This is a genomic window from Malaciobacter marinus (assembly GCF_003544855.1).
GTDB lineage: Bacteria > Campylobacterota > Campylobacteria > Campylobacterales > Arcobacteraceae > Malaciobacter > Malaciobacter marinus.
Genome location: NZ_CP032101.1, coordinates 328,124 through 349,681 on the forward strand (window position 1 = coordinate 328,124; position 21,558 = coordinate 349,681).

At 28.5% G+C, this 21,558-nt stretch carries 21 protein-coding genes; 15 read left to right on the forward strand and 6 right to left on the reverse strand.

The annotated features are described in order from the left end of the window. The 3 genes from AMRN_RS01675 to AMRN_RS01685 all read left to right on the forward strand — a co-directional run bounded on the left by AMRN_RS01675 (window position 1) and on the right by AMRN_RS01685 (window position 4,276). Entirely contained in the window at window positions 1-558 is a 558-nt protein-coding gene (locus tag AMRN_RS01675; RefSeq protein ID WP_099310731.1) for a hypothetical protein, read from the forward strand. After that, on the forward strand, window positions 548-2,890 hold the full coding sequence (locus AMRN_RS01680; RefSeq protein WP_099310730.1) for a PD-(D/E)XK nuclease family protein: 2,343 nt from the start codon (window positions 548-550) through the stop codon (window positions 2,888-2,890). The genes AMRN_RS01675 and AMRN_RS01680 overlap by 11 nt, the downstream gene beginning before the upstream one ends. A gap of 201 nt (window positions 2,891-3,091) precedes the next feature. Then, complete coding sequence (locus AMRN_RS01685; RefSeq protein WP_099310729.1) at window positions 3,092-4,276, forward strand: aromatic amino acid transport family protein; 1,185 nt, start codon at window positions 3,092-3,094, stop codon at window positions 4,274-4,276. A gap of 61 nt (window positions 4,277-4,337) precedes the next feature. On the opposite strand, the gene AMRN_RS01690 is transcribed toward AMRN_RS01685, so the two are convergent. The 6 genes from AMRN_RS01690 to plsY all read right to left on the reverse strand — a co-directional run bounded on the left by AMRN_RS01690 (window position 4,338) and on the right by plsY (window position 9,996). Continuing rightward, on the reverse strand, window positions 4,338-5,516 hold the full coding sequence (locus AMRN_RS01690) for a porin (protein WP_099310728.1): 1,179 nt from the start codon (window positions 5,514-5,516) through the stop codon (window positions 4,338-4,340). A 111-nt stretch (window positions 5,517-5,627) separates the two neighbouring features. Then, window positions 5,628-6,734 carry a peptide chain release factor 2 gene (gene prfB / locus AMRN_RS01695; protein WP_099310727.1) on the reverse strand — a complete coding sequence of 369 codons (1,107 nt, stop codon included), beginning with the start codon at window positions 6,732-6,734 and terminating at the stop codon, window positions 5,628-5,630. Continuing rightward, window positions 6,734-7,375, reverse strand: coding sequence for a c-type cytochrome (locus AMRN_RS01700; RefSeq protein WP_079580035.1), 642 nt, complete (start codon window positions 7,373-7,375; stop codon window positions 6,734-6,736). The genes prfB and AMRN_RS01700 overlap by 1 nt, the downstream gene beginning before the upstream one ends. A gap of 312 nt (window positions 7,376-7,687) precedes the next feature. Continuing rightward, a complete protein-coding gene (locus AMRN_RS01705) occupies window positions 7,688-8,887 on the reverse strand; it encodes a major outer membrane protein (RefSeq protein ID WP_099310726.1) in 1,200 nt (399 codons plus the stop codon). Window positions 8,888-9,061: 174 nt separating this feature from the next. Continuing rightward, entirely contained in the window at window positions 9,062-9,373 is a 312-nt protein-coding gene (locus tag AMRN_RS01710) for a dihydroneopterin aldolase (protein ID WP_099310725.1), read from the reverse strand. Then, the gene (plsY, locus tag AMRN_RS01715) at window positions 9,373-9,996 is read right to left on the reverse strand and encodes a glycerol-3-phosphate 1-O-acyltransferase PlsY (protein WP_099310724.1); all 624 of its coding nucleotides are present in this window, start codon (window positions 9,994-9,996) and stop codon (window positions 9,373-9,375) included. Before plsY ends, AMRN_RS01710 begins: the two co-directional genes overlap by 1 nt. 124 nt (window positions 9,997-10,120) lie before the next feature. Between plsY and nadA the strand changes: the two genes are divergently transcribed. From nadA to ribD, 12 genes are all read left to right on the forward strand, one after another. Beyond that, entirely contained in the window at window positions 10,121-11,113 is a 993-nt protein-coding gene (nadA, locus tag AMRN_RS01720; RefSeq protein ID WP_079580030.1) for a quinolinate synthase NadA, read from the forward strand. Next, the gene (nadC, locus tag AMRN_RS01725; protein ID WP_099310723.1) at window positions 11,110-11,931 is read left to right on the forward strand and encodes a carboxylating nicotinate-nucleotide diphosphorylase; all 822 of its coding nucleotides are present in this window, start codon (window positions 11,110-11,112) and stop codon (window positions 11,929-11,931) included. Before nadA ends, nadC begins: the two co-directional genes overlap by 4 nt. A 57-nt stretch (window positions 11,932-11,988) precedes the next feature. Beyond that, a complete protein-coding gene (locus AMRN_RS01730) occupies window positions 11,989-12,972 on the forward strand; it encodes a DHH family phosphoesterase (RefSeq protein ID WP_099310722.1) in 984 nt (327 codons plus the stop codon). Further along, entirely contained in the window at window positions 12,959-14,335 is a 1,377-nt protein-coding gene (locus AMRN_RS01735) for a M23 family metallopeptidase (protein WP_099310721.1), read from the forward strand. The genes AMRN_RS01730 and AMRN_RS01735 overlap by 14 nt, the downstream gene beginning before the upstream one ends. Continuing rightward, window positions 14,332-15,231, forward strand: coding sequence for a UDP-3-O-acyl-N-acetylglucosamine deacetylase (lpxC, locus tag AMRN_RS01740; protein WP_099310720.1), 900 nt, complete (start codon window positions 14,332-14,334; stop codon window positions 15,229-15,231). The genes AMRN_RS01735 and lpxC overlap by 4 nt, the downstream gene beginning before the upstream one ends. Window positions 15,232-15,240: 9 nt before the next feature. Next, window positions 15,241-15,696, forward strand: a complete 456-nt coding sequence (locus AMRN_RS01745) for a hypothetical protein (RefSeq protein WP_099310719.1) — start codon at window positions 15,241-15,243, stop codon at window positions 15,694-15,696. A 17-nt stretch (window positions 15,697-15,713) separates the two neighbouring features. Further along, a complete protein-coding gene (thrB, locus tag AMRN_RS01750; protein WP_099310718.1) occupies window positions 15,714-16,595 on the forward strand; it encodes a homoserine kinase in 882 nt (293 codons plus the stop codon). Window positions 16,596-16,629: 34 nt separating this feature from the next. Then, window positions 16,630-16,908 carry a DUF448 domain-containing protein gene (locus tag AMRN_RS01755; protein WP_079580023.1) on the forward strand — a complete coding sequence of 93 codons (279 nt, stop codon included), beginning with the start codon at window positions 16,630-16,632 and terminating at the stop codon, window positions 16,906-16,908. Then, window positions 16,898-19,591 (forward strand): translation initiation factor IF-2, encoded by a 2,694-nt coding sequence (gene infB / locus AMRN_RS01760; RefSeq protein WP_099310717.1) that lies wholly within the window; start codon window positions 16,898-16,900, stop codon window positions 19,589-19,591. Before AMRN_RS01755 ends, infB begins: the two co-directional genes overlap by 11 nt. 2 nt (window positions 19,592-19,593) lie before the next feature. Continuing rightward, entirely contained in the window at window positions 19,594-19,947 is a 354-nt protein-coding gene (gene rbfA / locus AMRN_RS01765; protein ID WP_099310716.1) for a 30S ribosome-binding factor RbfA, read from the forward strand. 6 nt (window positions 19,948-19,953) lie between these two features. Further along, window positions 19,954-20,382 carry a ribosome maturation factor RimP gene (gene rimP, locus AMRN_RS01770; RefSeq protein WP_099310715.1) on the forward strand — a complete coding sequence of 143 codons (429 nt, stop codon included), beginning with the start codon at window positions 19,954-19,956 and terminating at the stop codon, window positions 20,380-20,382. A gap of 78 nt (window positions 20,383-20,460) precedes the next feature. After that, window positions 20,461-21,477 (forward strand): bifunctional diaminohydroxyphosphoribosylaminopyrimidine deaminase/5-amino-6-(5-phosphoribosylamino)uracil reductase RibD, encoded by a 1,017-nt coding sequence (ribD, locus tag AMRN_RS01775; RefSeq protein ID WP_099310714.1) that lies wholly within the window; start codon window positions 20,461-20,463, stop codon window positions 21,475-21,477. Window positions 21,478-21,558 lie beyond the last annotated feature (81 nt).

Below are 21,558 nucleotides of genomic sequence, written 5' to 3' on the forward strand. Positions count from 1 at the left end.
ATGAAAAGAAATTATTGGCCACTGTTTTTTATTGGTATATTTACATTTACATTTTCAATGATTGTATGGACTATTTATTCAGCAGTTCAAGTTCCTGTACATGAAGATGATACTTTTTTTAAAAAGTATCAAGATGTTGATATGCATTACAATGATATTATGAGATCAAATGATATATTTTTATCAAAGTACGATTTTAAAATAACTATAAATAATCAAAAATTTGATTTAGATACAAAAGATATATTTTTATCTCAAAGAGTTATAGAAAAAAGTAAAATTCATAGAGATATATTACATGTAGGTAAAAATAGCATTAAGATAGATATTTATGATAAATCAGGAAATGTGCAGTCTTCATTTGACATAAATTTAAGAGTTACAGAATCTACAAATAATAATACAATTATTGATTTAGGGAATGATTCTTTTTCTTTTTTAGATAACTCTTATAATGCAAGTGTTGCTGTCCCAAAACCAGGGAAATGGAATGTTATTGCAACTTTTGAAAAAGATGGTAATAAGGGTTATTTCTTTTTAAAGACAAATGCAAACTAAACAACAACTAATTGTATTTCCAACTTCAAGGGCAATAAGAGAGTTTATTTTAAATAATAAACAAGATAACTCATTATTGCCTTTTTTTCTAACAGCTGATGAATTTTTTAAAAAATCATTTTACTTTAATAATCGAAAATTAATAGATGAAGAACAGAAATTTCTATTTTTAAAAGAATCAATAAAATTTGATGAATTTAAAAAGCTTGGAATATCATCTAATTTTACTCAGTTTTTAAAGCAAAGTGATTATATATTTAGATTTTTTACAGAAATAACAAGTGAAAAAGTAAGTATTGAAGATATAAAAGATGTAGATACTTATGAGTTTTATAAAGAGCATTTACAAATCTTGGAAAAAGTTAAAGAAAACTACGAAAAAATCTTAGATGACAATGGCTTTATTGATAGGGTAAATGAACATAAATATAGTCAAATAAATTTAGAATTTTTAAATAAATTCTCTTCTATTGAGTTTAATTTTGAGGGGTATTTTACAAAATTAGAGTTTGATAAGATATTGGACATTTCAAAAAATAAAGACTTGATAATAAATCTATATACAAATGAGTATAATCAAAAATCCTATGAAATTTTCAAAACAATAAATTTAGATTTAAAACAAGACTTTTTTTATAAACTTGATATTACAAACAAAAAGATTTTACAAGAATCAAAACTAGAGACAAAACTTGATAGTTTTAAAATTAAAGGTTTTGCTTCAAGGGTTTCACAAATTGCATTTATAAAAACAGCAATTGTTGAAGCTATAAATAAAGGTATTGATTCTTCAAATATTGCTTTAATACTTCCAGATGAAAATTTTGCAAATAAATTAAGACTTTTTGATGAAGAAAAGTATTTTAACTATGCAATGGGACTTGATGTAAAAAATAGCATAACTTATAAATATCTTTACTCTTTAAATAGTTATTTGATAGAAAAAGATATGAAAAATTTAAATTCATTAGAGTTTTTTAATATAAATAAAGAGTTGATTGAGTTTTTAAATAGTAACTACAACAATAAAATATCAAAAGAGGGATTTGAATATCTTTGTAATTTTTTGATTTCTAATGAAATAAATAAAGAACTAAAAGAGAAATTAAATGAACTTTTCTATAAACTAAACAATCTGTTTTTTACATATAAAAGTGAGATTTTGTATAAAGAGTTGTTAAGAATACTTTTGCAAAAAGTAAACTCTATTAGTTTGGATGATGTAAACTCTGGAAAAATCACAGTTATGGGACTTCTTGAAAGTAGAACTGTATGTTTTGATACAGTAATAATATGTGATTTTAATGAGCAGTTTATTCCAAAGGCTTCTTTAAAAGATAAATTCTTATCTACAAAAGTAAAAGAGTTTGCAAAATTGCCAACATTAAAAGATAGAGAAAGTTTGCAAAAGTATTATTATAAAAGAGTTATTCAAAACTGTAAAAACTTATATGTTAGTTATGTATCAAATGATACTTCAACAATAAGTAGGTTTGCTAGTGAATTGTTTGATTTAAAAAAAGAACAAGCTTTAGAAGACAATTCATATAAACATATTTTATATAATAAAAATAGTCTAAAGCATTTTGATAAAAAGATTATTTTAGATATAGATTTATCAAAACTTTCTTGGTCTGCAACTTCATTGAAGACATTTTTGCAGTGTAAAAGAAAGTTTTATTTGCAGTATATTTTAAAACTTAAAGAACATGAACTAAGTTTGAAACCAAAAGGCTTTGAACTAGGTGATATAGTGCATAAAATACTTTATGAGTACTATGAAGAGGGTTTTGATAGTTTAGAGCGTTTACAAGCTTTATTTACAAAGTATGCAAATAAAAATCCTTTTTTATCACTTGAACTTGAAGTTTATAAAAAGAAAATAGAAAATTTTTATGAATATGAGAAAAACAGAATAAATAAAGTACAAGTTTTACAAAAAGAGATGCCTTTTAACTTGATATATCAAGATATTAAAATAAAAGGTGTGATTGATAGAGTTGACAAAGAAGATGAGGATTATTTAGTAATAGATTATAAAACATCATCATCTTTAAAAGTTGATACTATAAAAAATTATGAGAAAAGTTGTGATTTTCAGTTGGAGTTTTATTATTTGGCATTGCAAAATATATATAAAACAACTAATATTCAAAGCTTTTATTATGATTTAAATAATGCAAAACTATTAAAAGAAGTAGCATTAAATGAGAAATTAGATTTATTAAGAGAAATTTTTCAAACACTTAAAACAACAAGTGTAGATTTTGAAAAGTGTGAAGATAAATCAGTTTGTAATTTTTGTATATATAAAACAATATGCAATAGATAAGATTGATTATAGCAAGCACGAATAAATTCGAGCTTCCTGTTGGAAATGTGAATTCATCACATCAAGGATTATTTGGGCACGAATAAATTCGAGCTTCCTGTTTGGAAATGCGAATTCATTCGCATCAAAGATTGCTTAGGTACGAATAAATTCTGGCTTCCTGTGATTTTGGCTTTGTGTTTATAAAAAAGGATATTTAAATTGAATAAAAATAAGTTATTTGGTAGTATGCTAATTATAGCTGGTACTACTATTGGTGCTGGGATGTTGGCTTTGCCTATTGCTAGTGCTGGTTTAGGTTTTATGGTTTCAACTGCTGTTATGGTAGTCATTTGGGCTTTTATGGCTTATACTGCTCTTTTGATGATTGAGGTTCATCAGTTTGCTTCAAAAGATGCTACTTTACATACTTTAGCCTATAAGCTTTTAGGTAGAAAAGGTCAAGCTGTTGCAAGTTTTTCTATGATGTTTTTATTTTATGCTTTATGTGCTGCTTATATTGCTGGTGGTGGAGAGCAAGTTTATGAGAAACTAAAAATGATTTCAGATGATTTTCCAATTCAAAGTGGAGCTATAATATTTACATTGATTATTGCTAGTGTTGTTACTATTAGTACTAGAAGTGTAGATTTATTAAATAGATTCTTCTTTATCATAAAGTTTGTGGTTTTAGCTTTTATGTTGGCTTTTTTATTCCCTTTTACTTCTGTTGAAAAGCTAGTACATATGCCAACAAGCAATGCTTTGATTTTTGCTAGTTTACCTGTGGTATTTACTTCTTTTGGTTTTCATGGTTCAATTCCATCAATTGTAAAGTATATTGGAAAAGATATAAAAGCTTTAAGATTTATTATGATTACAGGTTCTGCTTTACCTTTAGTTGTATATATTTTATGGCAATTAGTTTCTCATGGGACTGTTTCTTCATCTGTATTACTTGAAAATGACTCTTTAAGTGCTTTTATAAAAGCTCTTAGTTTAGTTGTAAATAACTCAAGTATATCTGCACTTGTTTCTGCTTTTGCAAACTTAGCTTTAGCTACTTCATTTTTAGGAGTTAGTTTAGGGCTTTTTGATTTTATTCAAGATGTATTATCAAGCAAAGAAAAAAGAGCTTCAAGAGTTTTTGCTTCAATTGTGACATTTCTTCCACCACTAGGCTTTGCACTATTTTATCCACAAGGGTTTATAAAAGCTTTAGGTTTTGCTGCTTTTGCATTGGTTATTTTAGCACTATTTTTACCAGCTGCCATGGTATATAAACAAAGACAATCTACAAATGAGGGTTATCAAGTAGCTGGAGGAAACCTTGGTTTAGTTTTGGTTTTTCTTTTTGGTATATCAATTATTTGTGTTCAAATCTTACAAATATTTAAACTATTATAAGCATAAAAAAAGGAAAGCTTTTAAGCTTTCCTTTTTAAGAAGTTACATTTAAACTTTCAAATTAGAAAGAGTATTGTACTTGTAATCTTCCTCTTGTAGAATCAATATCTTTATCATTTGCATCTTCTTTATCTGCTTCATATTGACCAAATCTTACATAAGTTGATAAGTTTTTACTCATATTATATGTAACTTGAGTATAAATCTCTTCTTGATCTTGTGCAGCAGATTTAGAATCTGTATCTAAGTTAGTATATTTTAAAGCTACATTTAGTTTTGGCATAACTTGTGCATCAACTGATGCAAATACGATTGAAGCATCAGCAATTCCTGATAATGCAATATTCCAGTGTTCATCATAACCAGTTGCAGAACTTACATCTAATCCAACAGTACCACCCTCTTCATCAGTTTCACCATATCCTAAGTGAGCTCCAAAGATTCCCATGTTTGCTCTCATACCAAGTTTCCATAGTTTGTTATCTTCTGAAGAATCATCTAAATCAAGTGAAGAGTATCTAGCATATGGAGCTAATTTTACATCACCTACATTATAATTAGCAGTTAAACCAATAGTATATGCATCAAAAGTGTCTTGTAAATCAACATATGAAGCATCAACATTTACACCAGCAAAATTAGCCATTGCTCCAATAAATACTATATTTTTGTCTCCATTTATAATTAAATCATTGCCTTTATTATCTTTTGCTTCATTACTATCTTGAAGGTTAGTTTGGTTGAAGTATGCACCTGCTAAAGTAACAGGACCTACATTTGTAACTGCTAAGATACCAGTACCTGTTTGCTCATTATCCATTGAGTCTCTATGAACAGTATATGGAGTTGCTAAACCTTGTTTACCAAGTGTGATTGAAGTATTTGCAAGTCCAGTGTAAGTGAAGTTTACTTCTGATAAAGTAACATCCATTTGTTTGTCACCCTCAGTATGAGTAGATAATGAATAAGGTTTGTTACCAGCTTCTCCTATAATAAATCTAGTATTTGCAGTAACATCATCATTTACTTGTGATTTTACATTTACAGCAATTTTATAGTTATTAGATGTTGAGCTATCACTTTGTCCACCAGTAATTTCTTCATAATCATTGTATCTGTATGCAACTGTACCTGATACATCTACATTCTTAATTGCTTGCTCTAAATCTTGTGCATTTGCACATGAAAAAGAAGCTAGTGCAACTGATGTTGCTAGACTTAATTTTACTAATCTTTTCATTTTGTTTCCCTTTGTGTTTTTGAAATGAGCTATATTATATAAAAATTAGATTTAAGTTTCATTAAAATCATGGGATGTTTATAAGAAAGTTACAAATAACTTTAAATATTACTATTTAGAGTTATTTGTTGAAGTTGCTATTAGCACATCTTCTATTATTTTAGTGATATCTCCATCTAAGATGGCAGATACATTTGAGTAACCTATGTTACTTCTTGTGTCTTTTACTTGTTGGTATGGTTGTAGTACATATGAACGTATTTGATGTCCCCAACCAATCTCACTTTTTTCACCCTCATTTGCTTGGGCTTTTTGATGTTCAAGTTCAAATTCATAAAGTCTAGATTTTAGCATCTTCATAGCACTTGCTTTGTTTTTGTGTTGGCTTCTATCATTTTGGCATTGAACTACAATATTTGTAGGAATATGTGTAATTCTTATGGCACTTTCTGTTTTATTTACATGCTGTCCACCAGCTCCACTTGCTCTGTATGTATCAATTCTAATATCTTTATCTTCTATTTCAATATCAATATCATCATCAATCTCTGGACTTACCATAACAGATGCGAAAGAAGTGTGTCTTTTTGCATTTGAATCAAAAGGTGAAATTCTTACAAGTCTATGAATTCCATTTTCTGTTTTTAAATATCCATAGGCATTTATACCTCTTATGATAAAAGATACATCTTTTAATCCAGCCTCTTCACCATCTTGATAATCTAAAACTTCAACTTTATAATCATATCTTTCAGCCCATCTTAGATACATCCTATAAAGCATACTTGCCCAATCTTGTGATTCTGTTCCACCAGCTCCTGGGTGTATTGAAATAATAGCATTTAAAGAGTCATTTTCATCACTTAACATAACTTCTATTTCGGTTTTTCTTACTATTTGCTCAATCTCACTTGCTTCTTCATAAAGCATATTTAAAGTCTCTTCATCTTTATCTTCTAAAGCTAAAGTATAAATATCATTTGTATCTTCAAGTGCGTTGTTTGCTTTATCAAACTTTGATAGTTTTCCTAAAATTCTATTTTTTTCTATACCTACTTTTGTAGCAAGTTTTACATCATTCCAAAACTCTGGATTCTCTTCTTGCTTTTGTATTTGCTCTAATCTTTGCTTTAATTCATCTGGATTTAAGATACTTGAAATATTTTCTATTTTTTTATTTAGAAGCTTTAAAAGCTCGCTATATTCATAAGCATCCATTACTTAGCTTTTTCTTCTTCTTTTTCTTGATTTATACTTTTTAAGTAAATATATACATTTTTTATATCTTTGTCATTCATCAACAATGCATATGGTTTCATAACAAAAGCCATTCCTCTATCATATGTACCTAAATTATAATCTCTTATTGATATACTAAAATCTTGTAAATTCAAATCTTTAATAGGTCTTGAAACATTTCTAGCTTTTAGTTCACCTTTTTCTCCATGACATGAAACACATTTATTTTTATATAAAGCTTCACCTGATTTACTTTTTCTTACATAAATTTGCTCTTTTTTAAGTGCAATCTCTTCTTTTTTTCTTTGCTCTAGTCTTTGAAGTATTTTTGTTTCAAGTGCTGCTTGATCAACACTGCTTAAACCTTTTGCTTCTTTTTTGAAGATATATATGTAGTTGTTTCCATCTTTTGATGAAGTAATTTTTATATCATCTGTATTCCAACCTTCATTTTTCATATCTTGTGCAGATTTGATACCCTTGCATTCTCCTCCATTTAAACTAACTTTTTCAATAGTAGTCATATCTTTATGGTTTTCTTTAAAACACATAGTTGTTTGAGCTGTTGCAATTGTAGCAGTTAATATAGAAGCAAGTGCTATGCTTGGTAGAAATTTCATTTATATCCCTTTTTTTAAATTGTCAATATTATAGCAAAGTTAAGATAAATAATAATTTTAATAGTGAAGATGTGAAATTATTCCTAGGGAAAAGTTTTGATTTTAGCACGAATAAATTCGAGCTTCCGATTTTGGAGATGCGAATTTATTCGCATTTGGAAGTTTTGATTTTTTGTGGGGGATTGGATTTTTGCACGAATAAATTCGAGCTTCCTTGGTGTTGGGTATGAATGAATTTATGTTTGATTTAATGCAAAAAGCCTAGATGCGGATATCTAGGCTTTTTTGAGTTTAGTAGTTTAAACTTTCTTATTAGAAAGAATATTGTACTTGTAATCTTCCAACTGTACCGTCGTTGTCTTTACTACCTACTGCATCTTCTAATTCAACTTCACCAAATCTAATGTATCCACCGAAGTTTTTAGACATTTGATAAGATGCTTGTAAATATAATTCAGTATCTTTTTCTTCACTTCTTGTACTAGTTTTATCTTTATCTAAGATATTATAGTTAAGAGCTAAATTTAATGATGGCATAACTTGTGCATCAATTGATGTTTTTAAGAATGTAGCATCTTCAACACCATTTAAGTTTAAGTTCCATGCATTCATACCTGTTTTAGCATCATTGTCAAGTGCACCAATTCCACCTTCATCATCAGTCCAACCATAAGCTAATTTAGCTCCAAAAATTCCCATTTTTGCTGCTGCTTCAATTTTTGTTAATGAGTTATCTGTTTTCATGATTTTATTTTCAAAATCTACTTCTGAATGTCTGATACCTAAAGATAATTTTACTGTATCTAAATCAAATTTAGCATTTGCACCTAAAGTATAAGAGTCAAAAATATCTTCAAGATCTAAATACCAACCATCTAAAGCAACAGGCCCAATATTTCCCATTATACCAGCTGTCCAAATGCTATTGTCTCCAACACCATTAGTACCAATTGCTTTTAATGTACCTTTTAAATCACCAGACTCATCTAGGTTGTTTTGGTTAAAGTAAGCAGCTGCTAAAGTAACAGGACCTACATTTGTAAGAGCTAAGATACCAGTACCATTTTGCTCATTTCCATCTGCATCAATAGCTACAGTCCATGGAGTTGTTAACCCTTGTTTACCGAAGTTAATTGTTGTATTCTTAAGTCCAGTATATGAAAAGTAAACATTTGATAATGTAATTTGTGCTTGTGCATCTTCTCCATTTACATAATCTAAACCAACAAATCCAGCATCTTTATCTGAACCAATAATAAATCTAGTAACTGCAGTTACATCATCATTAACTTGTGATTTTAAAGTTAAACCAATTTTATATTTATTATTACTTGCATCTTTACCTCTATCAGCAGTTTGATAGTCATAATTTTGGTCATCATATCTATATACAACTGTACCAGATACGTCAACGTTTTTGATTGCTTCTTCTAATGCTTTAGCTGAAGAAGTAGTAGTAAGACCAGCAACCGCTACAGCAGCTACTAAACTCATTTTTGCGAATTTTTTCATTTGTTCTCCTAAAATTTCGAAATTTAATAATCAGTTTACCGGAGCGCGCGAACTATTCTAAAAGTATAGAAACCTTTCCCGATACACCGTTATGCAAATTGTACATAAGTAAATTTTAAAGTTTTCTTAAAACAAGTTTTTTAAGTAGATTTGGACACAAATTTAAGCTATTTTTTACTTTGAAACCATAACTTTGCAATTGGGTATTATGTGGGGCTTGCAAATAGTAAGTTTCACTTTTGTCACGCTATGCTTGTCACAAATGTGTCTTTTTAGGTGCTTTAAAGCGTCTTCTATTAGTTTAAATCTCTTTTTTTTCATGATATATTCTATATCTTGTGCAATATGTGCATAGTTTATAAAGTGATTTTTTTTATATTTGTATTTTATTTTACAATTTATAATTACCCTTTGTTTTTTTTCTCTTTCAAAGGGTAAAATACCAATAATACAATCAAAAGTCAAATCTTCAATTTTTATAGTCATTAGATTACTTTTTGTTCTTCTTTTTTAATTAATCTTACAATATTTGGTATATGTTTATAATATATTATAAAAGCTATAATATAAACAGGTGCATTGCTTCCTACTTCTAAACCATTGTTAAATAAAATAGCACTAAGTACAACTGCTGTTAATCCAAAAAGTGATGAAAGTGAAGATACTTTTATAACTTTTGCGCATATTATCCAAACAACAGCACCTATTAGTGTTGGGATTGGAATAAGTATTAAAAAAACACCAAGTCCAGTAGCAACTCCTTTACCACCTTCTAATCCTAAATAAACAGAATAGCAATGACCAAGTACAGCTAAAACTGCAATTGCCCATAATGTTTCACTAGGAGCATTTAAAAACATAGCTAAAGCAATAATTACTAAACCTTTTATGGCATCTAAAATAACAGTTGCAATTCCAAGCTTTTTTGCTAAAGATGGATTTGTTTGTTTTACAACTCTTAAAACATTTGTAGCACCTATTGAGTTACTACCTTGTGATTTGATATCTACATTTGCAAAGATTTTTGCTAAGATAAGACCAAAGGGAATAGAACCAACTAAATAAGCAAGTAAATAGAATATTATGTTTGAATTTGTAAAAAAATCCATATATTACCTTTATAAATAATTTCATGTTTTTTGATTAAATGGATTATAACAAAAATTTTGTTATATTCACATTATCTATTTATAATTGAATTTTAAACAATTAATAAACCATAAAGGTTAAACTTTGAATATTAAAGAAGAGATATTAAAATTAAAAAAGAGTTTAGATGTTACTGTTGTTGCACACTTTTATCAAAGGGATGAAGTTTTTGAATTAGCAGATATTACAGGAGACTCTTTAGAACTAGCAAAAAAATCCATGGAAGCAACTACAAAATTTATTCTGTTTTGTGGAGTTGGATTTATGGGTGAGGGTGTGAAGATTTTAAGTCCAAACAAAAGAGTTTTGATGCCAAAAATTGCCTGTTGTGCAATGGCTAGAATGATTGATGTTGATTATTATGATGATAATATCGCAAAATTAAACGAAGCAGGTATTAAAAGTGAAGATATCTTACCAATTACATACATAAATTCAAGTGCAGCTGTAAAAGCTAGAGTTGGTCAAATGGGTGGACTTGTTTGTACTTCTTCAAATGCTTATAAGATTATACAAAAGGGTTTAGAATCTGGTAAAAAGATACTTTTTGTGCCAGATAGATGCTTGGGACAAAACTTTGCAAAACAGATGAATTTAAAATCTGCAATTGTTGGTGATGGAAGCGATTTAAATGAAGCTGATATTATTTGTTACAATGGTTTTTGTTCTGTTCATCAGCAGTTTACAGTAGAAGATGTAGAGTTTTATAAAGAGAAATATGATGATATATTGATTGCTGTTCATCCTGAGTGTGATCCAAGTGTCTGTGATGTTGCTGATTTTGTTGGTTCTACTTCACAGTTAATTAAGTATATAAAAGAGTTACCAATTGAACAAAAAGTAGCAGTTGGAACAGAGTTTAATATGGTGAATAGATTAAGAGATAAAAATACTTATATCTTAAGTTCAACAAAACCTGAATGCCCTACAATGAATGAAACTACATTAGAAGATTTATATAATACTTTAAAAACTATGGAAGTTGAACAAGATGAACCATATGAATCTGAAATATTAGTAAGCCAAGAAGATGCAAAATGGGCAAAAATAGCACTTCAAAGGATGTTTGAAATATGATTAATATAAAAAAGTTTGTAAAAAATGCTATCATTGAAGATAATGGTAGAGGGGATTTGTTTTTTGATGTGGCTCCAAAAGGAAGATTTAAAGCACAAGTAATTTGTAAAGATGATGGAGTTTTAGCAGGTGTTAAATATGCTCGTATCTTAGCAAGAACTGAAAAGTTTGATTGCAAGTTTTTAAAACTTGATGGAGATAGATTAAAAAAAGGTGATGTGATTGCAAAGCTTGAGGGAAAAGCTTCTATTCTTTTATCAAGTGAAAGAACTTTTTTAAACTTATTGCAACATGCAAGTGGAATTGCTACTCAAGCTAGCAAATATGCACAAGCTATTGAGGGTTATGATGTTGCTTTACTTGATACTAGAAAAACAAGACCACAATTAAGAGATTTTGAAAAGTATGCAAGTAGAGTTGGTGGAGCTATAAATCACAGATTAGGACTTGATGATTGTTTGATGTTAAAAGATACACACTTAAAAACAATCGATAATTTAAGTGAGTTTATAAAAAAAGCAAGAAAAAGAATATCTTGGGTTACTAAAATAGAAATAGAGTGTGAAACATTTGAACAAGTAAAACATGCTATGAAAGCTGGTGCTGATATTATTATGTGTGATAATATGAAACCCGCTCAAATAGAAGATGTTGTGAAATATAGAGATGAAAACTTTACACATGTTTTACTAGAAGCTAGTGGAAATATCAATCTTAATACTATTGAAAGCTATGCTAAAACAGGTGTAGATGCTGTAAGTAGTGGAAGTATTATTCATCAAGCAACTTGGCTTGATTTTTCCATGAAGTTTGATTAGTGATTAACTTTTTGTTAGTAATTGCTTGCTAAAATAATTAAGGAGCAAAAAAAGTAAATGAAAAAAGATTTTATATTAGATAATAAATTGGATTTTTCAAATTATAAAGAGGCTTTGGATTTAATAGAAAAAAGTAGATATATACTTATAATAACACATGTAAATCCAGATGCAGATACAATCTCTTCAGCCCTTGCTCTTTCAAATTTATTTTATGAAAATAAAATAAAACATAAAGTGTTTAATGTAAGTAGTGATTTGCCACAAAACCTGAATTTTATAAATAGGTTTGAAAAAATTACTGATCAGTTGCCAAAATTTTATGATTTGGCAATTAGTGTTGATTGTGGATTGAAAAAAAGATTAGGTTTTGAATTACCAAAGGAGATACCTTTGATAAATATTGACCATCACCAGTCAAATGATGATTTTGGAGTAATCAATATAGTAGATTCAACTAAAAGTTCAACAGCAGAAATAATATATGACTTTTTTAAATTTAATGGTTTATATATTACAAAACATTCAGCAACTGCTCTTTATACGGGTATTTATGATGATAGTCTTAGATTTAGTATAGGAAGATGTGATGAAATTACTTTTGAAAAGGCAAATTTTTTAGTAAAATGTGGAGCAAATCCATCTTTTATTGCAAATAAACTAATAAGAAGAGACTCTTTAGCCAAATATAGAGTAATACCTAAAGTTTTAAATAGTTTGGAACTTTTTGATGAGGGTAAAGTTGCTTTTATAAAAGCTGAGCCTTTGTGGCTTAAACAAACAGGGGCACATATAAGAGATTGTGAAGATGCTCTTGATATGATAATGAGTATAGCAATTGTACAAATTGCAGTTTTTTTAAGAGTAGTAAATAATGAAATTCGTGTATCAGCAAGATCAAAAGGTAATATAGATATATCAAAAGTTATTTCTAAGTTTGGTGGTGGCGGACATTCTAATGCTGCTGGATGTTCTTTGGATGGGACAGATTTAACAAAAGCAAAAAATATGGTTTTAAAGGAAATTCTTGAGACAGAGTAAAAATAATTCGATAAATATAATAGTTGTAGTAGTTTTATTAATTGTAATTGGTGTTGGGGGATTTATATATTTATCACCACAGTTTGAACAAGACAAACCCCTAATAAAATTTGATGAGAAAAAAGAGTTTTGGAATTTAAAAGATTCATTAAAAGTAAATATTAGTGATGAAAGTGGAATTAAATATTATAAAGTTATATATAAAGATGATAGTAATGAGACAGTCTTAGAAAAAGAAGTATTAAAAGAAGCAAAAAATAGTATTGATTTAGAGATTAAAGCTCCAAAACTAGATATGTTTTTTAAAGGTGAAAATGTATCTATTATAATTGAAGCAATTGATAAAAGTAAATGGAACTTTTTTGAGGGCAATAAAATTGAAAAAGAGTTTAAAATAAAAATAGATAAAAAGTCACCAATTGCAAATGTGATATCAAACTCTTTTGCCATAAGAAAAGGTGGAAGTGCTGTTGTTGTTGTTGAGGTTAAAGATGAAAATTTAAAAGATGCGTACATATCTTTTAATGATGAGAAAAGATTTGAATTAATTCCTTTTTATAAAGAGAACTTTTATATTTCACTTATTGCTTGGCCTGTTACTATAGAAGATTTCCAAAGGGTTAATTTAGTAGCTATTGATAAAGCACAAAATAAATCACTTACTAAAGTACCATTATATATAAGAAAATTAAGAGTAAAACATGATAATATTAAAATATCAGATAATTTTGTAAAAAATATTAGTATTAATGTACTTGAAAAAAGTGGACTTGATGTACCAAATGATATTAAAGATATTTTTGTAAAAGAGAATAAAGTATTAAGAAAATTAAATTCAGATGTTGTTGAAGAAATTACTAGAAAATTTATGGATAAAGATTTATTAAGTGATTTTTCAATTAAACCTTTTAAAAGATTAAGTGGTTCAAAAACAGTTGCAGGATTTGCAGATAGAAGACACTACTTTTATGGTGGTGAAAAAATAGATGAAGCTTGGCATTTGGGTATGGATTGGGCTAGTGTTAAACATGCTCCAATTAAAACGACAAATGATGGAAAAGTTATATTTAATGACTATTTAGGAATATATGGAAATACTATTATTATTGATCATAAATTAGGACTTCAAACTCTTTATGCTCATACAAGTAAATCAAATGTTACTGTTGGACAAAGAGTAAGTGCAAATAGTATTATTGCAAATACAGGAAGTACAGGAGCAGTATTTGGTGATCATCTTCACTTTGGTGTTTTAGTTCAAGGAATAGAGGTAAATCCACTTGAATGGATGGATAGAAATTGGATAAGAACAAGAATTACAGATGTACTAAACGAAGCCAAAAAGGTAATCAATAGCAAATGAGACAAAGAACAATAGCAAAAAGTGTAGAGATACTAGGAGTAGGGCTTCATAAAGGAGTTCCTGTAAAAATGAGATTAGAACCTTTAGATGAAAATATGGGAATAATCTTTTATAGGAGTGATGAGGGAGTTTCAATTCCTTTATCTATTGAAAATGTAGTAGATACAAAAATGGCAACTGTAATAGGAAAAGATGGAATTATTGTTTCTACCATTGAACATCTTTTATCTGCACTTTATGCTTATGGTATTGATAATATTAGAGTTGTTTTAGACAATGATGAAGTTCCTGTACTTGATGGTAGTTCATCTGGATATTGTATGCTAATTGATGAAGCAGGAATAAAAGAGTTAAATGCTTCAAAAAAAGTAATAAAAGTAAAAAAAGATGTTCAAGTTACAACTAGTGAGGGTAAAAGAGTTGCTTTAAAACCTTCAAGTCATATAATTTATGATTTTTCTATTGATTTTGATCATCCAGCTATTGGCGAACAAAAGTTTCATTTTGATTATTCAATTGATGAGTATAAAGAAAGCATAAGTAAAGCGAGAACCTTTGGTTTTTTGCATGAAGTTCAATACTTAAGAAGTATTGGTTTAGCTCTTGGTGGAAGTATGGAAAATGCTATAGTTTTAGATAATACAAAAGTTTTAAATCCAGAGGGATTAAGATATGATGATGAGTTTGTAAGACACAAAATACTTGATGCAGTAGGTGATATGGCACTACTTGGATATACTTTAGTTGGTGAATATGATGCACATGCTGGAAGTCACTATTTAAATCATTTACTTACAAAAAAACTTCTTGAAAGTGAAGAAAATTATGAAATTATTGATTTAGAAGAAGCTGATGAAGAGTCAAAAGTATTTGAAATTGCATACGCAAGAGCTTAAGGGGTATTGTTGATAGAGATTTTTATAATAAGTATTTCAAATCCTTTATTAATAGGTATTTATAAAGAGAATAATTTACTTGAAGAGATAAAAGTTGAGGGCAAAACATCAGATGTTTTACCTGTGATTATAAGTGAAGTATTAAAAAAACATGAAAATATATCAGGATTATATTTTGTTAATTCTCCTGGTTCTTATATGGCTATAAAAGTTGCTTATATATTTTTAAAAACTTTAAGTATTACTAAGAATATACCTTTGTATGCAAGTAATGGCTTTAATTTTAATAATAATTCACCAATAAAAGCTTTAGGTAAAAAGTACTTTATAAAAGAAAATGATATCATTAAAGTAGATTTTTTAGATAATGATACTAAAATACACGACTTTAAATTGCCAAATAGTTTAAATAAAGAACTATTTAGTAAAAATACATTACCAATATACAATTTACCAGCTGTATAAAAACAAAGGAAGAGAAGTTGAGAGTAAGCGTACCAGCTACAAGTGCAAATATGGGGCCTGGGTTTGATACTTTAGGAATTGCTTTAAGAATGAAAAATCAAGTGGTTATAAAACCATCTAAGTTTCATAGTGTGTCACTAAAAGGGGAAGGGTCAAATAACCCTGCATTAAAAGATAATAATATGTTTATCTCTATTTTTAATGATTTTTATCATAATTTATCAACAAAAAGAAGAAATTTTAGATTTGAATTTTTCAATGAAGTACCAATGTCAAGAGGACTTGGAAGTTCATCTGCTGTTATTGTAAGTGCTATTGCTTCTGCTTATGCTATTGAGGGAATTGAATTACCAAAGCCAAAGCTTTTAAATCTAGCATTAGCTTATGAAAATCATCCTGATAATATTACTCCTGCTGTAATGGGTGGGTTTAATGTTGCAACTGTTCAAGATAATGAAGTTAAGTATATTAAAAAAGATATGCCAAAATATTTAAAAGCTATAGTTGTAATACCAAATAGACCAATATCAACACATATGTCAAGAAAAACTTTACCATACAAATATTCAAAAGATGATGCTGTTTTTAATTTATCTCATGCTTCACTTTTAACAGCAGCGTTTATGACAGAAAATTGGGAAATGTTAAGAATTGCTTCACAAGATAAGTTTCATCAAAAATATAGAATGAAACAAATGCCAGAGCTTTTTGAAGTACAAAAAACATCTTTAAAAGCTGGCTCACTAATGAGTACATTATCAGGTTCAGGTTCAACTTTTTTCTCAATTTCACATGCAGATGATTGTAGAAAAATCGAAAAAGAGTTAAAAGCTAAATTTCCACATTTTAGAGTTTTTGTAAGCGATTTTGATAATTATGGCGTAAGAGTTGATAAGTAAAATTTCAAAATTAAGAAAAAGTTGGATATAATAATTGGCTGATTTAAAAAGACCTTTACGAATGTGTATAGTTTGTAGGGCAAGATTAGAAAAAAAAGAGCTATTAAGATTAAAGTGTGAATCTAAAAATCTTATAAAATATAACGGATTTGGTAGAAGTTTTTACATATGTAACTCATGTATTGATGAGTTTTTAAAACAAGAACTTAATAGCAAAAAAAATAGAAAAATAGAAAATGCACTATGTAAACAGTGCAAAAATAAAGATGAGTACTTAGTACAACTTAAGGAGATATTAACAGATGTCAGATAAAGTAAGAGTATATGAAATTGCAGATGAGGCAGGAGCTAGTAGTAATGAAGTTATTAGTAAAGCAAAAGATTTAGGAATAGAATTAAAATCACCTCAAAGTGCAGTATCATTTGAACAAGCAGAAGAGATTGCAAATTATATTATGACTGGAAAAAGTTCTAAAGTAAAAGCAAAACCGGCTGCAAAACCAAAGAAAATGGTTGCAAAAGAAGAGACAAAAGAAGAAACACCTACGAAACAAGAGCCTAAAGAAAATGCTTCTGAAACTACTAAAAAAGAAACTACACAATCCGAAGAAAATAAGCAAGAGCCTAAAAAAGAAGAAAAGATAGAAGAAAAAAAAGAAGAAAAAACATCTGCAGAAGAAAAGAAACAGCCTGTTAATACTCAACGTGATGAAAAAACAAATAGAATAATACCTAAAAGAAGAGGTTTAAAAATTGTTAAGAAGAAGAAACCTGTAGCTTCAAAACCATTGGATACTTCAAGCGAAGATGAAACAACTGCAAAAAAGAAAATGAAATCTTTAAGTGAAATTTTAGGTGGAAATAATGAAGATGACAACTCTTCAAATACAGTAAATACAACTGCTAATAAACCAAAAGTAAAAAAAGAGAAGAAAAAAGTTCCTCCAAAAGCGCATACTCATGGTAAAAAACTTGAACTAGATGCTTCAAAAGATTTTAGAGATAGTGATGATTCTTTACTTGGAGATGAAGTTGTTTTACTTGATATGTCAGTTTCTGATAGTTCAAAACTTTTCGAAGATCAAAAAAGACCAAATCCAAATGCTAATAAAAACTCAAAACAAACAAGAAGTTCAAAACCAGCTGCTTTTGGAAATAGACCACAAGGTTTAAAAAGAAAGAAAAGAAAGAAAAGAATTAAAAGAACAGAAGAAGTAATAGATGTAACAGAAGTTACAATACCAGAAGATATCAGAGTATATGAGTTTGCAGAAGCTTGTGCAAAATCACCAGCTGAAGTTATAACAGTACTATTTGGTCTTGGTATGATGGTTACTAAAAATGACTTTTTAAAACAAGATGAATTAGAAATACTTGGAGAAGAGTTTGGAATTGAAGTAACTGTAAAAGATGCTTTAGAAGATGCAAATTATATAGATGATTATTTAGAAGAAGAAGTTGATGAAACTAACTTTGTTACAAGACCTCCTGTAGTTACTATAATGGGTCACGTTGATCATGGTAAAACTTCTTTATTAGATAAAATTAGAAGCTCAAAAACAGCATCAGGTGAAGCAGGTGGTATTACTCAACATATTACAGCTTATACAATTAAACAAAATGATCAAAAGATTACTTTTGTTGATACTCCAGGTCACGCAGCTTTCTCATCAATGAGAGCAAGAGGTGCTAGTGTTACTGATGTTATTATTATTGTTGTTGCAGCAGATGATGGTGTAAAACAACAAACAGAAGAAGTAATTTCTCATGCAAAAGCTGCAAATTGTCCTATTATTGTTGCAGTTAATAAAATGGATAAAGAAGGTGCTAATATCGATATGGTAAAAGCACAAATGGCAGAAAGAGAAATGACTCCTGTTGATTGGGGTGGTGATATAGAGTTTATCCCAGTTTCAGCTAAAACAGGTAATGGAATTGATGATTTATTAGAAAATATTCTTTTACAATCAGAGATTTTAGAACTTGCAGCTGATCCAAAAGCAAAAGCAAAAGCAACTGTAGTTGAATCTTCTTTAGAAAAAGGAAGAGGGCCTGTTGCAACTGTAATTGTACAAAATGGTACGCTAAGAGTTGGTGATAATATTGTTTGTGATACTACATATGGTAGAGTAAAAGCAATTACAAATGATTTAGGAAAACAAGTAGAAGAACTTGGACTTTCTGAAACAGGTAGAATTTTAGGACTTAATGATGTACCTGATACTGGTACATTTATGGTAGCTCAAGATAGTGATAAAGAAGCAAGAGATATTGCTACTACAAGAGCTGAACATGCAAGAGCAAAAGAGTTATCTAAATCAACTAAAGTTTCACTTGAAGAGATGAGTGGACTAATAGCAGAAGGAAAAATCAAACAACTTCCAGTTATTATTAAAACTGATGTTGGTGGTTCATTAGAAGCTATTAAAGGTAGTTTAGAACAAATTCAAAATGAAGAAGTTAAAGTAAAAGTTATTCATGCAGGTGTTGGTGGAATCACTGAATCTGATTTGATTTTAGCAAGTGCTAGTGAGGGTTGTATTATCTTAGGATTTAATGTAAGACCTACAGGTAGTGTAAAAAGTAAAGCAAAAGCTGATGGAATAACAATCAATACTTATTCAATTATTTATGATTTAATTGATGATGTAAAAGATGCATTATCTGGTATGATGAGTGCAGTAATTAGAGAAGAAAATACTGGACAAGCAGAAGTTAGAGATACTTTTGTTGTACCAAAAGTTGGAACAGTTGCAGGTTGTTTAGTAACTGATGGTAAAGTTATTAGAGGTGGTCATGCAAGAATCATTAGAGATGGTGTTGTAACTTATACAGGTAAAATCTCAAGTCTAAAAAGATTTAAAGATGATGTTAAAGAAGTTACAAACGGTTATGAGTGTGGTATTATGTTTGATAAATTTAATGATATTAAAGTTGGTGATTTCATTGAAACATTTATACAAATTGAAGAAAAAGTACACATAGACGACAAATAATCATGAAAAGCGTTAACCTACAAAGAACAGAGTCATTGCTAATGGAATTAGTTCCTGAAGCATTGGCTACTTTAAAAGATAGTAGAATCAATTCACTTGCAGTTACAGGTGTTGATTGTAAAAATGGTAAATATGATGCGACAGTTTATTATGATGGAACTGATTATTCAAAAGAAGAGCATAGGGTTATTAACTCATTGTTGAATAAAGCAAATGGACATATAAAATCTCATTGCTTAAACTCAACAGGATGGTATAAATGCCCTAATTTTAAATTTAAAGCTGATGATACTTTAGAACATAGTATGAAAATGGAAGCTTTATTTGAAAAAATAAAATCAAAAAAAGAGGATTAATCTTAAATGAGTTTAGAAGAATCTATAAAGATGACTGTTGAAAGTTGTGGTGTTGAACTTTATGATATCGTGACAGCTAAAGAGAATGATAATAATATTTATAGAATATATATAACATCAAAAGACAAAGTAACACTTGATAAGTGTGCTGAAGTTTCAAGACTTATATCTCCTATACTTGATGTTGAAGAACCTATGAATTCAAACTATAATTTAGAAGTTAGCTCACCAGGAATAGAAAGAAGACTTAAAAAGACTCAACACTTTAAAGGCTCAGTTGGTGAGAAAATTAAAGTAAAAGATATAGCAACAGAAGTTTACAAAGGTGAACTTTTAAGTGCTGATGATGAAAAAATTGTAATTAAAACAGAGTTTGGAAATGAAGAAATTTCATATGACTCTATTTTATCAGCAGCTACATATTTTGAATGGTAATAGAGTAAATCTCTATTACTTTAACTACTAATTTACTACTTTTAATATATACTTAACAAAAACTTTTTGGAATTTAAAATGAAAATAGATGATAAATTTTTTATGAAATTAGCAATAAATGAAGCTTGGAAATATCAGTTTTTGACATATCCAAACCCATCAGTTGGATGTGTTGTTGTAAAAGGCGATAGTGAAATTTTAAGTATTGAAGCACATAAAGAAGTTGGAAAAGCTCATGCAGAAGTAAATGCACTAAAAGAAGCATTTTTAAAATATCATCCAAATGATGTATTAAAAACATTAAGTAATAGTTTTGAAATACATGAGTACTTGATAAAACATCATAATGATTTTTTCAATGATTGTACAATATATGTTACTTTAGAACCTTGTAATCATGTTGGCAAAACACCATCTTGTGCGAACTTATTAAAACAATTAAAACCAAAAAGAGTTGTTATTGCACATAAAGATATGAATAATCAAGCAAAAGATGGGCAAAAAACCCTAGAAGAAGCCTCAATAGAGTGTGAAGTAGGCTGTATGAAAAAAGAAGCATATGATCTTTTATATCCTTTTTTAAAATGGAATAGTGGAACTTTTATTTTTTATAAAATGGCTCAAACATTAAATGGTACTATTGATGGTGGAAAAATCTCTTCAAATCAAACTTTAGCTTATGTTCATACATTAAGAGATAGAATTGATTTGCTTGTCATAGGTGGAAATACAGTAAGAACTGATAGACCAACACTTGATGCGAGATATGTAGTAGGAACAGCACCTGAGGTATTAATATACTCACAAAAAACTATTTTTGATACACAAATTCCTTTATTTAAAATACCAAATAGAAAAGTAACAATTAGTGATGATTTATTTAAGTTGTTAGATTATAAGTTTGTTATGATTGAAGGTGGATATACGTTGCTTGAAAAATTAAAAGAGAAAATTGATTTTTTAATACTGTTAGTAACTCCAAAAATAAGAAATGGACTAAATGCACAAAATATTATTGATATGGATTTTGAAATTATTCATGAAAATTTTATTGGAAAAGAAAAAATCATATATTTACGAAGAAAAGTTAAATAAATTCACAAATTAGCTCTCATTAAATAATTTTTTAACTTATTATTAGATAATATTTTCTATTACTTTAAAAAAGGCACTTTA